17 protein-coding genes are annotated in these 12451 nt (G+C 68.4%); 3 read left to right on the plus strand and 14 right to left on the minus strand.

Features of this window, described 5'->3' with window-relative positions:
* Position 1: 1 nt before the first annotated feature.
* The 3 genes from HBB12_RS14280 to HBB12_RS14290 form a co-directional block, all read right to left on the minus strand.
* Positions 2-349 (minus strand): hypothetical protein, encoded by a 348-nt coding sequence (locus HBB12_RS14280; protein ID WP_236989956.1) that lies wholly within the window; start codon positions 347-349, stop codon positions 2-4.
* A 14-nt stretch (positions 350-363) separates the two neighbouring features.
* Positions 364-930 carry a Uma2 family endonuclease gene (locus tag HBB12_RS14285; protein WP_236989957.1) on the minus strand — a complete coding sequence of 189 codons (567 nt, stop codon included), beginning with the start codon at positions 928-930 and terminating at the stop codon, positions 364-366.
* A gap of 116 nt (positions 931-1046) precedes the next feature.
* Positions 1047-2480 carry a homospermidine synthase gene (locus HBB12_RS14290; protein ID WP_236989958.1) on the minus strand — a complete coding sequence of 478 codons (1434 nt, stop codon included), beginning with the start codon at positions 2478-2480 and terminating at the stop codon, positions 1047-1049.
* A gap of 337 nt (positions 2481-2817) precedes the next feature.
* Here HBB12_RS14290 and HBB12_RS14295 point away from each other — a divergent pair, with 337 nt between their 5' ends.
* Positions 2818-3033, plus strand: coding sequence for a hypothetical protein (locus tag HBB12_RS14295; RefSeq protein ID WP_236989959.1), 216 nt, complete (start codon positions 2818-2820; stop codon positions 3031-3033).
* Between the two features lie 484 nt (positions 3034-3517).
* Here the strand turns inward: HBB12_RS14295 and HBB12_RS14300 are convergent, their stop codons facing one another.
* From HBB12_RS14300 to rplU, 8 genes are all read right to left on the minus strand, one after another.
* Positions 3518-4042, minus strand: a complete 525-nt coding sequence (locus HBB12_RS14300; protein WP_236989960.1) for a P-loop NTPase family protein — start codon at positions 4040-4042, stop codon at positions 3518-3520.
* 1 nt (position 4043) lies between these two features.
* On the minus strand, positions 4044-5195 hold the full coding sequence (gene proB / locus HBB12_RS14305) for a glutamate 5-kinase (protein WP_236989961.1): 1152 nt from the start codon (positions 5193-5195) through the stop codon (positions 4044-4046).
* A 528-nt stretch (positions 5196-5723) separates the two neighbouring features.
* Positions 5724-6128 carry a type II toxin-antitoxin system VapC family toxin gene (locus HBB12_RS14310; RefSeq protein ID WP_236989962.1) on the minus strand — a complete coding sequence of 135 codons (405 nt, stop codon included), beginning with the start codon at positions 6126-6128 and terminating at the stop codon, positions 5724-5726.
* On the minus strand, positions 6125-6412 hold the full coding sequence (locus tag HBB12_RS14315) for a type II toxin-antitoxin system VapB family antitoxin (protein WP_236989964.1): 288 nt from the start codon (positions 6410-6412) through the stop codon (positions 6125-6127). Before HBB12_RS14315 ends, HBB12_RS14310 begins: the two co-directional genes overlap by 4 nt.
* Positions 6413-6461: 49 nt before the next feature.
* Positions 6462-7490 (minus strand): GTPase ObgE, encoded by a 1029-nt coding sequence (obgE, locus tag HBB12_RS14320; RefSeq protein WP_236989965.1) that lies wholly within the window; start codon positions 7488-7490, stop codon positions 6462-6464.
* A 66-nt stretch (positions 7491-7556) separates the two neighbouring features.
* Entirely contained in the window at positions 7557-8192 is a 636-nt protein-coding gene (locus HBB12_RS14325) for a GNAT family N-acetyltransferase (protein WP_236989966.1), read from the minus strand.
* A 194-nt stretch (positions 8193-8386) separates the two neighbouring features.
* Positions 8387-8668 carry a 50S ribosomal protein L27 gene (rpmA, locus tag HBB12_RS14330; protein WP_236989967.1) on the minus strand — a complete coding sequence of 94 codons (282 nt, stop codon included), beginning with the start codon at positions 8666-8668 and terminating at the stop codon, positions 8387-8389.
* 44 nt (positions 8669-8712) lie between these two features.
* Positions 8713-9030, minus strand: a complete 318-nt coding sequence (gene rplU, locus HBB12_RS14335; protein WP_236989968.1) for a 50S ribosomal protein L21 — start codon at positions 9028-9030, stop codon at positions 8713-8715.
* A gap of 275 nt (positions 9031-9305) precedes the next feature.
* Here rplU and HBB12_RS14340 point away from each other — a divergent pair, with 275 nt between their 5' ends.
* Together HBB12_RS14340 and olsB are read left to right on the plus strand one after the other, a co-directional pair.
* Positions 9306-9701: a DUF2267 domain-containing protein gene (locus HBB12_RS14340; protein ID WP_236989969.1), complete on the plus strand. Its 396-nt coding sequence runs from the start codon at positions 9306-9308 to the stop codon at positions 9699-9701.
* A gap of 164 nt (positions 9702-9865) precedes the next feature.
* On the plus strand, positions 9866-10855 hold the full coding sequence (olsB, locus tag HBB12_RS14345; protein WP_236989970.1) for a l-ornithine N(alpha)-acyltransferase: 990 nt from the start codon (positions 9866-9868) through the stop codon (positions 10853-10855).
* A 35-nt stretch (positions 10856-10890) separates the two neighbouring features.
* On the opposite strand, the gene HBB12_RS14350 is transcribed toward olsB, so the two are convergent.
* The 3 genes from HBB12_RS14350 to HBB12_RS14360 all read right to left on the minus strand — a co-directional run bounded on the left by HBB12_RS14350 (position 10891) and on the right by HBB12_RS14360 (position 12447).
* Positions 10891-11190, minus strand: a complete 300-nt coding sequence (locus HBB12_RS14350) for a HigA family addiction module antitoxin (protein WP_236989971.1) — start codon at positions 11188-11190, stop codon at positions 10891-10893.
* A 15-nt stretch (positions 11191-11205) separates the two neighbouring features.
* The gene (locus HBB12_RS14355) at positions 11206-11490 is read right to left on the minus strand and encodes a type II toxin-antitoxin system RelE/ParE family toxin (RefSeq protein WP_236989972.1); all 285 of its coding nucleotides are present in this window, start codon (positions 11488-11490) and stop codon (positions 11206-11208) included.
* A 120-nt stretch (positions 11491-11610) separates the two neighbouring features.
* The gene (locus tag HBB12_RS14360) at positions 11611-12447 is read right to left on the minus strand and encodes an SDR family oxidoreductase (protein WP_236989973.1); all 837 of its coding nucleotides are present in this window, start codon (positions 12445-12447) and stop codon (positions 11611-11613) included.
* Positions 12448-12451 lie beyond the last annotated feature (4 nt).

Here is a 12451-nt window from a genome sequence, read left to right on the forward strand (position 1 = left end):
GTCAGCGCGCCTCGGGCGTCTTGTCGGGGCGCCCGGCGAGCGCGATGTAGAAGCCGAGCCCGTCCTGGGACGGCAGGGTCTGCAGCCGGTCGACCCAGCCGCGGCGCTTGGCGTCGAGGAGTTGGCGGCCGACAGGCTGGAACAGCGTCTCGCCGCCGCCGGGCGTCGGCGCGTCGAGGCGCACCGCCACGGTCTTGCCCTTGGCGAAGCGGCTGCGCTCCAGCATTTCGGCCAGCGAGGCCTCGGCCTGGGCCCGGGGTGCGCCGCGCAGGTCGAGCACCGACTCGGCGTCGGTCACCCCGAGGGTGCCGCGCAGCTTGTTGGCGTAGAATTCGTCGAAATGGGGCAAGGGCGGCTCGGACGTCAGAGGGGAAGGCCGTGATACAGGGCGGCAACGGGGATTTCCCCGCCGAGATCGGGCAGCGGGATCGTATCGTCGCGGCTGAGGACGCGCAGGGACCAGTCCGGGCCGTTCCCGCGTGACCAGACCTCCACCCGGGCCTCGTCCTGATAAACGATCAGGTAGGCGCGCAGGGTCTGGAGGCCCTGGTAGAACGCCGCCTTGCGACCGCGGTCGTTGTTCATGGTGGACGGGGACAAGACCTCGGCGACGATCAGTGGGTCGCGCGCGTAGCCGTCGGAAAGAAGCGGGCCGCATCGCACGACGAGATCGGGGATCGGCGCGTAATCGTCGACGAAATCGTTGCGCAGGCCGAGCCCGGGCAGAGCCCGGCATCCCAGCTTCTCGGCCAGGGTCGCGAGCTGGCGACCCAGATTCATGACGATTTGCTGATGCCGCTCACCCGGCGGCGCCATCAGCACGGCCTCGCCGTCGAGAAGCTCCCAGCGCTCCTCGTCCGGGCGGTCGCGGATCATGGCGATGAAGTCGGCGACCCGCATCCGCGGGGCGCGCCTGAGCGCGAGCGACATGACGGCTCCCTGTCACCGCCAGGATGGTAGCACCGGGCGGGGACGGGCGACAGTCTCGCTGCGCTGCGGCACCGCGCCCGAACGAGGGGGGTGCGATGCCGGATCGCGGGGCGGTTTTACGCGCCGTGCACCAGCACGTTGCGGAACTGCCAGGGATCGCTCTCGTCGATGTCCTCCGGGAAGAGGCCGGGGCGACCGGAGAGCGGGGTCCAGTCGGTATAGACCCCGATCACGGGCCCGAGATACGGCGTCTGCACTTCCAGGCAGCGGCGGAAATCGACCTCGTCGGCCTCGACGATGCCGGCCTCCGGGTTCTCCAGCGCCCAGACCATGCCGGCGAGCACGGCGGAGGTCACCTGGAGGCCGGTGGCGTTCTGGTAGGGGGCGATCCGGCGGGTCTCCTCGATGGAGAGCTGCGAGCCGTACCAGTAGGCGTTCTTGCCGTGGCCGTAGAGCAGCACGCCGAGCTCGTCGATGCCGTCGACGATCTCGTTCTCGTCGAGGATGTGCTGCGTCTCCTGCACCTTGCCGGCCTGGCCCCACATCTCGTGCAGCGAGAGCACCGCCTCGTTGCAAGGGTGATAGGCGTAGTGGCAGGTCGGCCGGTAGACCGCCTGACCGTCCTGGCGCACCGTGTAGTAGTCGGCGATCGAGATCGCCTCGTTGTGGGTCACCAGGAATCCGAACTGCGCCTGGGCGGTCGGGGTCCAGGAGCGCACGCGGGTGTCGGCGCCGGGCTGGAGCAGGTAGATCGCCGGGGCGTCGTTGGGCAGCGTGCGGCCGTTCTCCGGCATCCAGGTCTCGTGGGTGCCCCAGCCGAGCTCGGCCGGCTGGTTGCCCTCGGAGACGAAGCCCTCGACCGACCAGGTGTTGACGAAGACGCCCTGCGGCTTCTCCGACTTGGCGCGCTGGGTGTCGCGCTCGGCGATGTGGATGCCCTTGACGCCGGTCTCGCGCATCAGCGCGGCCCAGCCCTCGCGGGTCTTCGGCTCGGGGGTCTGGAGGCCCAGATCGGCCGCGACGTTGAGGAGCGCCTGCTTGACGAACCACGACACCATGCCGGGATTGGCGCCGCAGCACGACACCGCGGTCGGACCGCCGGGCTTGCGGCGGCGGGCATCGAGCACCTGCTCGCGCAAGGCGTAGTTGGTGCGGTCGGCGGGGCCGGCATTCTTGTCGAAGTAGAAGCCCGGCCACGGCTCGGCGACGGTGTCGATGTAGAGCGCGCCGATCTCGCGGCACAGCTCCATGATGTCCCGCGACGAGGTGTCGACCGAGAGGTTGACGCAGAAGCCCTGGCCGCCGCCCTCGGTGAGGAGCGGGGTGAGCACCTCCCGGTAATTGTCCTTGGTCAGCGCGACCTGCTCGAAGCGCAGGCCGTGCTTGTCGGCGAGCGCCTTGTGGGCATCCGACGGCTCCACCACCGTGAACCGGGCCTTGTCGTAGGTGAAGTGGCGCTCGATCAGGGGCAGGGTGCCCCGGCCGATCGAGCCGAAGCCGATCATCACGATGGGGCCGCTGATGCGGCCGTGGACGGGCCAGTCGGTCATGGCGCTCGAGATCTCCGGGTTGTCGTTGACGGTGTGCCCCGCCCGCGGGGAAATCCCCCCGGTCGGTCGGCTCGCCTAGCAGGCCAGCATGACGCGCAGGCGACGGGGGCAGGCGAGGGGTGATTGACGTGTCGGGTCCGCCGGGTCAACCCCGGTCAACCCGTTGGTCCGCAACGCGCAAGCGTAACCGTCGGGTTAACCCGGCTCCCGGATCGGGCATGCCGGAATCGCATGGCGCCGCTGCAGCCGCCACGCTTGTGTGCAGCGCGGGAGCGTCCATATTGCGTTGCAACAAGAACACCGGAAACGCCCGCGCGCAATCTCACAGGAGATCCCCATGCTCGCGGTCATCACTCACTCGCTCATCTCTCCCACCATCGACGAGCGCTCCGATATCGAGCCCGGCATCCTCACCCTCGTGAGCCGCATGGTCCACGCGATCCACGCCGCCAATCAGCGCCGCCTGGAGCGCCAGATCGGCGAGTACGTCGAGACCAACGGCGGCCGCATCACCGACGATCTCGAGCGCCGCATCGGTCAGTTTTTCTGCTGATCGCGCCGCCCCGGTTCGCCGGGGTGACGTTCTCGATGGTTCAAGCAAGGCGCCAGGGGCGAAATCGCCCCTCGGGCGCCTTCTTGGTGTTTGGGGTGATGCTTCGGTACGAGGTGCGTCAGCCATCACAGTACACGACACTGGTGCAAAGCCCGCGATCATCAGGCTTTTCCCTTCTGCAACCTCATCCTGAGGTGTCATACGATTTCCGACTGATCGCTTCGCGATGCGGAAATCAGCTTCGCTCACGCGCCGCGCGGGCTGGTGATACGAAATCCGGAAGTGATCTTCCGGATTTCGTATCAGTCCATCCTTCATGGACTGACCTCGAAGGAGGGCTCCAGAAGTCTGTGCGATCCCTGGATTTCTCCTTCGAGGTCAGCCGATTTTCAATCGGCCAACACCTCAGGATGAGGTCGTGGGTGGGAAGGGTCGGCGACGCTGGGAGCAGCTTCCGTCGTGTGCCGTGCTCCGTCATATCGCATCAGCGATCTTGCGCCCGGATGCTCGACAGGAGATCGGCTATCTCATCTCCGCTTCTGAGGCGCGTGATCGTGCCTGCCGCGCTCCAATGGGCAAGCTCCGCCTCGATTCGCGCACGCTGCTTGGCGTCGAACTGCCAAGCGTCCCGTACGAGTTCGACCGCATTCTTCACGTTCCCTTCGCGACATCCTGCCGGAAGGTCGGGCCTGTCCGTGGTTCGCATGCTTCGCCAAGCGACGCGGAGGGCACAGATCAGGCGTGGAGTATCGAGCCAGACGGTCAGTTCGGCGCGCGGCATGCGGAGCGCGAACGTCTGCGAGGCGTAGTTGCCCTCGCAGATCCACGCTTCTCCGCTCACCGCCTGCTCGACACGCTGTCGGAAGACCGCTTTGTCGGCCTTCTGCCATCCCGGCTCCCAGAACAGTCGGTCCAGATTGATGATCGGAAGATGCAGCTTTTCGCCGAGCCTGCGGGCGAGGGTGGATTTTCCACTCCCGGCACTGCCGAGAATGTTGATTCGCCTCACCTCAATCCCCCACCACCGCCAAGTCGTCCCGGTGCACCATCGCGGCGCGGCCCGGATAGCCCAAAACCGCCTCGATCTCCCGGCTCGACCGCCCGAGGATGCGGGCCGCATCCTCGCTGTCATAGGCCACGAGGCCGCGGGCGAGCACCGTCCCGTCCTCGGCCCGGATCGTCACCGCGTCGCCGCGGCTGAAGCTGCCCTCGACGCGCCGGACGCCGACCGGCAAGAGGCTCGCCCCGCCCTGGAGCGCGCGGGCCGCGCCGGCATCGATCGTGAGCGTCCCGCGCGGCTCCAGCGAGCCGGCGATCCAGGTCTTGCGGGCGGCACCCGGCGTCGAGCCGGCGAGGAACCACGAGCAGCGCGCCCCGTTCGCCACGGCCTTCAGCGGGTTCTTCGCCCTCCCGTCGGCGATCATCATCTGGGTGCCGCCCGAGATCGCGATCTTGGCCGCCTCGACCTTGGTGCGCATGCCGCCGCGCGACAACTCCGAGGCGGGACCGCCCGCCATGGCGTCGATCTCCGGGGTGATCCGGGCGATGACGGGCAGGTGCTCGGCATTCGGGTCGCTTGCCGGCGGGGCGGTGTAGAGCCCGTCGATATCGGAAAAGAGCACCAGCAGGTCGGCGCCGATCATCGTGGCGACCCGGGCGGCGAGGCGGTCGTTGTCGCCGTAGCGGATCTCCGAAGTCGCCACCGTGTCGTTCTCGTTGACGACCGGGACGGCGCGCTCCTCCAGGAGCTTCAGGGTGGTCGCCCGGGCGTTGAGGTAGCGCCTCCGCTCCTCGGTGTCCTGCGGCGTCACCAGGATCTGGCCGGCGACGATTCCGTGATGGGACAGCGCCTCCGACCAGTGCCGGGCGAGCGCGATCTGCCCCACCGCCGCCGCGGCCTGGCTTTCCTCCAGGCGCAAGGGGCCGGGCGCGAGATTGAGCACGGTGCGCCCGAGCGCGATCGAGCCGGAGGAGACCACCAGCACGTCGACGCCGCGGCCATGCAGCTCGGCGATGTCCTCGGCGAGCGCCGCCAGCCAGGCATGGCGCAGCCGCCCCCGCGCCCGGTCGACGAGGAGCGCCGAGCCGACCTTGAGCACGATGCGGCGGAACTGGTCGAGGGTGGGGGTCTCGGGCGAGCGGGGGGCGGGGATCGTGGACATGGAACCGGGGATCAGGGGGCGGCGGGGATGAGGTCCGTGTGGACGACGACATTCCTCTTGGAGAGGAGCGGCAGGTCCTGGGTCCGTGCCACGGGGTTAAGCCATGCCGTCCCCCCTGTTCAACCGCGCCGGATGTCCATGGCCGCAACCGGAGCGGCGAAACGAGCCGATGGCTGCGTGATCGCAATGAGCGCGGGCGTGTCGAGCGCGATCAGACCGGCAGGCCGTTCCCGTCGTAGAAGTCGGAATGGTCCGAAGTCGCGCCGGGCTGCCTGTACCGGGCCACGTCCTGCACGAGGGCACGCAAGATATCGTAATCCGCCTGCTGGGCGGGGGTGAGTGCGGCATACGCGGACGCACGCGATGCGGAGTCGTTCAGGAGGCGCGGCAAGCCTTCAGAACTCTGATGATTTGCGGTTTCTTCATCGGTCGCTCCATGGCTGCCCGAAACCGACACCCCAGTGATCCTTGAGCCGAAGAGGCTCGGAGACGACTTCGGAACGCAGTGAACTTGGTCGATAACAGGTGTTACGAATCGAAGTTCACGGCAGGCACGAGGTCCGTCCTGCTGAAATCGTTGCCTTTGAACAGCAGAGGAAGATCGTCGCGCTTCGCGACTGCGTAGGATAGGCAGTCTCCGAAGTTGAGGGAAGCGGGGTGTCCCATGCCCTTGCCGTAGCGATCGAAGGCCTGCCTCGCCAGGAAGGTATGTGCCGCAGTGAAGGGGAGAAGCGCGAGGCGAGGTAGCAACATCAGTTCCTGGAAAGCCAGGGTCGCACGCATCGAGCCGCGCCGTGCAACGACGATGTGCGCCTCAAGGGCTATCGGTGTGCCGAGGACCCAGTCGGATTGCACGAGAATGTCGAGGAAGGTTTGTGCCTCCGGTTCACCGAAGGCGATTGCGAGCAGCGCCGACGTGTCCACCGCGATCATCGCGGAAGGCCGTCCTCGTCGTACAGATCGCTGTGGTCTGAGTTCGTTCCCGGCGGAAGCTCGGCCCGTGCGGCGGCGCCGAGAGCAAGGATTTTTGCGACGAGGGCTGCCTGATCTCGAAGAGGCGGTCGCCGACGCAAGAGGGCGGATGCCGCCGCCGGCATCTCGTCATAGGCCCGCAACGCCTGCGCCACGGCATCGCCCGGCGTCGTCCCGAGACGCTCCGCGAGGCGCCGGGCGAGAAGCAAGGTCTCGTCGCTGTCGATGATCAGAGGCTCGGTCATGGGGGCGACTCCCGATGGCGTCGACTCTAGCGCCTCCCCCACGCCTCCCTCAAGGCTGCCAGGCCGCGCGCTCCACCGGCGCTTCCGCCGCCGCCGCATCCATGCGGGCCATGAGCGCCCGCAGGGCGTCCGTCACGCCCTGGCGGGTCGCCGAGGACAGGACGAGGGACTTCTGGCCGCACTCCTCCTCCAGGCGTTCGAGCTGCAGCGCCAGGGTCTCGGGATCGAGGGCATCGGCCTTCGAGAGGGCGACCACCTCGGGCTTGTCCTCCAGGCCGTGGCCGTAGGCCTCCAACTCGTTGCGCACCAGCCGGTAGGCGGCGCCGGCATCCTCGCTCGTGCCCTCCACGAGGTGCAAGAGCACCCGGCAGCGCTCGACATGGGCCAGGAACTTGTCGCCGAGGCCCACGCCCTCGTGCGCGCCCTCGATCAGGCCCGGGATGTCGGCGAGCACGAATTCCCGGGTATCGACCCGGACCACGCCGAGGCCCGGATGCAGGGTGGTGAAGGGGTAATCGGCGATCTTGGGCTTGGCCGCCGTGACGGTGGCGAGGAAGGTCGACTTGCCGGCATTGGGCAGCCCGACGAGGCCCGCATCGGCGATGAGCTTGAGGCGCAGCCAGATCCACTGCTCCTGGCCATCGAGGCCCGGATTGGCGTGTTTCGGGGCGCGGTTGGTCGAGGTGGTGAAGTAGGCGTTGCCGAAGCCGCCATTGCCGCCCTTGGCGAGCCGCACCCGCTGGCCGACGGTCGTCATGTCGGCGAGCAGGGTCTCGTGGTCCTCGGCCAGGATCTCGGTGCCGGCCGGCACCTTGAGGATCACGTCCTCGCCCTTGCCGCCGGCGCGGTTGCGGCCCGAGCCGTGCTCGCCCTTGCGGGCCTTGAAATGCTGCTGGTAGCGGTAGTCGATCAGGGTGTTCAGCCCCTCGACGCATTCGATCCAGACGTCGCCGCCCCGGCCGCCGTCGCCGCCGTCGGGCCCGCCGAACTCGATGAACTTTTCCCGCCGGAACGAGACGCAGCCGGCGCCGCCGTCTCCCGAGCGGACGTAGACCTTGGCCTCGTCGAGGAACTTCACGGGACAGAACTCCGAAAAAGGGAAGGGCGGCCGGGGAGGGGCCCCGGCCGCCGAGAGTGTATCAGATCAGGCGCCGACCCGGCATTCCGGCCGGTCGTGACGCTCGAAGACGAGCCCGGCGGCGTGCCAGGTCTTCAGGCTGTCCCAGGCCCGCCGGTCGAGCCGGAACCGGTCGACCGGGAAGACCCCGCCGCGTGCCGGAAAGGCCTGGAGGCCGGAGCCGACCGAGGCGAAGCCGCACTTCTCCAAGACCCGCCGCGAGGCCGGGTTGACCACCCGGGCCGAGGAGGACAGCTCCTCGCCCTCGGTATAGGCGAAGAACGCGTCGATCATCGCCCGCGCGGCCTCCGTGGCCAGGCCCTGCCCCCAATGCGGGGTGCCGAGCCAGTAGCCGAGATGGGCCGAGCCGCTCTCCGCATCGGGCTCGATGCTGACGACGCCGATCGCCTGGGTCGGGTGGCGCCGCGGCGTGATCGCCATGACCAGCGCCCGCCCCTCCGCGTTGGCCCGCCGAGACTCCAGGATGAAATTGTCCACGGAGGGCGGATCGAGCGGATGCGGAATTCGGGCGGTCATCCCGGCTACGGCTTTCTCACCGGCGAATCGGACGAGGGCTTGCGCATCGGCCTGACGGGCCCAGCGCAGCCACAGCCTCCGGGTCTCGAGCCGGAAGACATCGTCGCGGGTGAGGTCGGGAAACATCGCCTGACTCCGATCCGAACCCAGAGCCTCCCGCCCGGGCGCGGTTACGAGAACGACGAAAGGGAAGGTGGTTCCCCACCTTCCCCTCGTGATCTCGCTCGGAGCTTGGCCGTTTTACGGGCCTCAGGTGAGCAGGAGTCGCCGGGTCGGTGTGGGGACACCGGCGGAGCTCCCTCGTCACTGGCTCCGTCGGGTTATTCTGCGGCCTCCAGGGCCGGGGCGGCGTCGTTGGCAACGACCGTTACGAAGGCGCGGCCTCGTTTGGTAATGAATTGCACCTTGCCGGCGGTCATGGCGAACAGGGTATGGTCGGTGCCCATGCCGACGTTGACGCCGGGGTGCCACTTGGTGCCGCGCTGACGCACGATGATGTTGCCGGCAATCACGGACTCGCTGCCGAACTTCTTCACGCCGAGACGACGACCGGCCGAATCGCGACCGTTGCGGGACGAACCGCCTGCCTTCTTGTGAGCCATGGGGCTAACTCCTGAATTCTGGAAAAAAGGGCTCGCAGCCAGCTTCAGGCGGCGCTGATGCCCGTGACGCGGACCACGGTGAGGTCCTGGCGGTGACCGCGCTTGCGGCGCGAGTTCTGGCGGCGGCGCTTCTTGAAGGCGATGACCTTCGGGCCGCGGGCCTGCTTTACGATCTCGCCGGCGACGCTGACGCCGGAGACCAGCGGGGCGCCGACCTGGGTCGCGCCGGCGCCGTCGGTGAACAGCAGCACATCGCCGAAGGTGACGGCGGTGCCGGCCTCGCCCTCGAGCTTCTCGATCGTGATGACGTCGTTGGCGGCGACGCGGTACTGCTTGCCGCCGGTCTTGATCACTGCGAACATCGTTCTCGTCCGTGTTCCATCCGGCCTCCGGCTTCAGCCGGGGTCGTCTTTTTGGCAATTGACGCTCGGGAACCCCTGAAGGCCGCCGCGAACGCGACGGCGCGCGGACCGTGCAGTCCGCGCGCCAGATGTCACCGTTACGGGCATGGGGGCCGTCTGTCAACGCCGTCGCGTCCCGGTTTTGCCGGGCCCGCCTTGATTTCACGCTGCCCTTCGCCGAAGACCGCCCGGCGTGCCGGCCGGTCGGTTGCGCGCGAGACGTGCGGGAGACCACGATGGAAGAGCTTGTTGCCCGGGTGACGCAGGCCACGGGCCTGGACGCGACCACGGCCCAGAAGGCGATCGGGCACATCCTGGCCTTCCTGCAGAAGGAAGGCCCGGCCGAGGAGGTCAATCAGCTGATCGCGGCGATGCCGGGCGCCGATGCGGCCCTCGCCCAAGCCGGCGACGGCGGCCCCGGCGAGGGCGGCGGCGGCCTGATGGGCATGCTCGGCGGCATGATGGGCGGCGGCGTGATGGCGCTCGGCCAGAAGCTGATGTCCGCCGGCGTGCCGATGGGCCAGATGCAGCCGCTCGGCCGCGAGCTGTTCGCCTATGGCCGCGAGAAGGCCGGCGAGGACGTGATGGGCCCGATCGTCGGCTCGATCCCGGGGCTGAACCAGTTCGTCTGACTTTTCCGGCGGCGGGGCGGTACCGCCCCGCCAACCGTTTGGAAACCTTCGTAAACCCCTGTCATATTCCCGTGCGGGGTTTCGTGGTGTTGTGTCGCCACGCGGGGCGGTCGCGGCGACCGCTCCCCGGGCGCCCGGTCGGCGCCGTACGGGATGCCTCGACCATGGTTCCGTTCCTCACCCGTGGCCCGGCCGGCGACGGCCGCGACGCTCCGCCGCCCGGCATCCCCCTCACGCGCCTCCTCGGCCGCGCCGCGGAGGGCGGCATCCAGCTCAAGGGGCTGGCCCAGCCCTCGCGGCTCTTCCCGCGCCTGAAGCACTTTCCGACGCCCGGCCTCGACCCCCTGCTCGGCCGCATCGGCTCCCTCGAGGTGCGCCTCGCAACGACGCCGAAGGAGGTCAAGCGGGCCCAGCGCCTGCGCTACCGCGTCTTCTATGAGGAGATGGCGGCGATTCCGACCGGCATGGCCCTGATCAAGCGCCGCGACGCCGACGAGTACGACGCGGTCTGCGACCACCTCCTGGTGATCGACCACGCCGCCCAGGAAACCAAGCCCTTCCGCAAGCCCAAGCCCCGGGTCGTCGGTACCTACCGCCTGCTGCGCCAGGAGCAGGCCGACCGGCATTTCGGCTTCTACACCGCCGGTGAGTACGATCTCGGCCCGGTGCTGGAGGCCAATGCCGGCAAGAGGGTGCTGGAACTCGGCCGCTCCTGCGTGCTCAAGCCCTACCGCACCAAGCGCACCGTCGAGCTGCTGTGGCACGGCATCTGGGCTTATGTGCTGCATCACCGCATCGACGCGATGCTCGGCTGCGCCAGCCTGGAAGGCACCGATCCCGACCGTCTCGCGCTGCCCTTGAGCTTCCTGCACCACTTCGCCCGCGCCCCCGAGGGCTGGCGCGCCCGCGCGCTGCCGGACCGCCACGTCGCCATGGACCGCTTGAGCCGCGAGGCGATCGACCCGAAGGCCGCCCTCCAGGCCCTGCCGCCCCTGATCAAGGGCTACCTGCGGGTCGGCGCCACCTTCGGCGACGGGGCGGTGGTCGATCGCCAGTTCGGCACCACCGACGTGTTCGTGGTGCTGCCCGTGGAGGCGATCGCCAAGCGGTATATCGGGCATTTCGGCGCGGAGGCGGGGCGGCACGCGGCGTGAGAAGGCGGTAATTGGCGCCGTGGATCTCGGCGCTTTCAGATGGATGCCGCCTCGGACATCTCCCGGGGCGTGATTCTCGACAAGTCGGTCGTTGCCTGTGCATTTGCCAAGTCGTGAGCCGCCTGTAGGTTGACCCAGAACTGTGCCGTCGTGCCAAAGTACCGGCCTAAGCGGAGTGCCGTATCGGCCGTCACGCCACGACGCTCGCGGACGATATCGCTGATCCGGTTGTGTGGGACATCGAGCGCGTCCGCGAGTTGCCTGGCGCTGAGGTTTAGTGGCTTGAGATACTCCTCAAGCAGATATTCTCCTGGGTGAATGCGTTTCCGAGGCATGTCGAAACACTCTGATCAATGGTGATAATCAACGATCTCGACGTTGTGAGGGCCTTGCTCCGTCCAGTGGAAGCACAGCCTCCACTGGTCGTTGATGCGGATGCTGTATTGTCCCGCACGATCCCCTCTGAGAGCTTCCAGTCGATTGCCGGGCGGGCTCCGCAGGTCGTCAAGCTTGATTGCTGCGTCCAGAGCGTCGAGCTTGCGCAGTGCGATGCGTTCGAAGCTGCGCCATGATGGGTGACAGATGCCATCTTCATGGAACACGCGGGTCCGTCTGTCCGCGAAGCTCTGTATCATAGAAGGTCGTTGCGTGGTGCGCAACACGTAACATGCCGAATGCAGAATGCAGTTTGATAAGCAGCCGCAGGTTGAGTGCGGCTGCGATCGCATACGGGATACCAAACGGGAGGTGACTGCCTACACCAACCCCCGCAACCCCTCCCGATAGGTCGGATAGGCCAGTTCCACCCCCAGCTCCTCCCGGATCCGCCGGTTTCGCACCCGTTTGTTCTCGCCGTAGAAGCTGCGGGCCATCGGGCTCAAGTTGGCCGTGTCGAAATCGACGGCCGGCGGCAGGGCCAACCCGGCAAGCTCCGCCGCGAAGGCCGTCACGTCCTGCGGCGGGGCCGGCTCGTCGTCGGTGACGTTGTAGATCGCCCCCGGCCGCGGCCGGTCGAGGGAGGCGGCGAGGGTCGTGGCGATGTCGTCGACGTGGATGCGGTTGAACACCTGGCCCGGCTTGACGATGCGCTGCGCCTTGCCCTGCCGGAGCTTCTCGAACGCGTTGCGCCCCGGCCCGTAGATGCCGGAGAGCCGGAAGACCTGCACCGCCTTGCCCGTCCGCGCCCCGAGCGACAGCCACGCCTCCTCCGCCGCGACCCGGTCGCGGGTGCGCTGATGCGACGGGGCCGGCGGGGTCGCCTCGTCGATCCAGGCGCCGCCCTGGTCGCCATAGACCCCGATCGTCGAGAGATAGCCGATCCACCGCGCCGGGCCGGCGGCGATCACCTCCTCGAAGGCCGCCAGCGCCGGGTCGGCGCCGGAATCCGGCGGGATCGACACCAGGATCGCGTCGGCCTGGCCAAGGTCGTCGGCGATCCGCGGATCGGTCCCCTCGGGCGAGAAGACGCGCAAGGTGACCCCGTCGAGGCTGCCCGGATTCTGGCGGGTCGCCGTGACGCTCGCGAAACGGCCGCGCTCGCGCGCCGCGAAATGGCCGGCGGTGTAGCCGAGCCCGAAGACGAACAGGTTCATAGGC

It is taken from the genome of Methylobacterium sp. SyP6R (assembly GCF_019216885.1).
Lineage (GTDB): Bacteria > Pseudomonadota > Alphaproteobacteria > Rhizobiales > Beijerinckiaceae > Methylobacterium.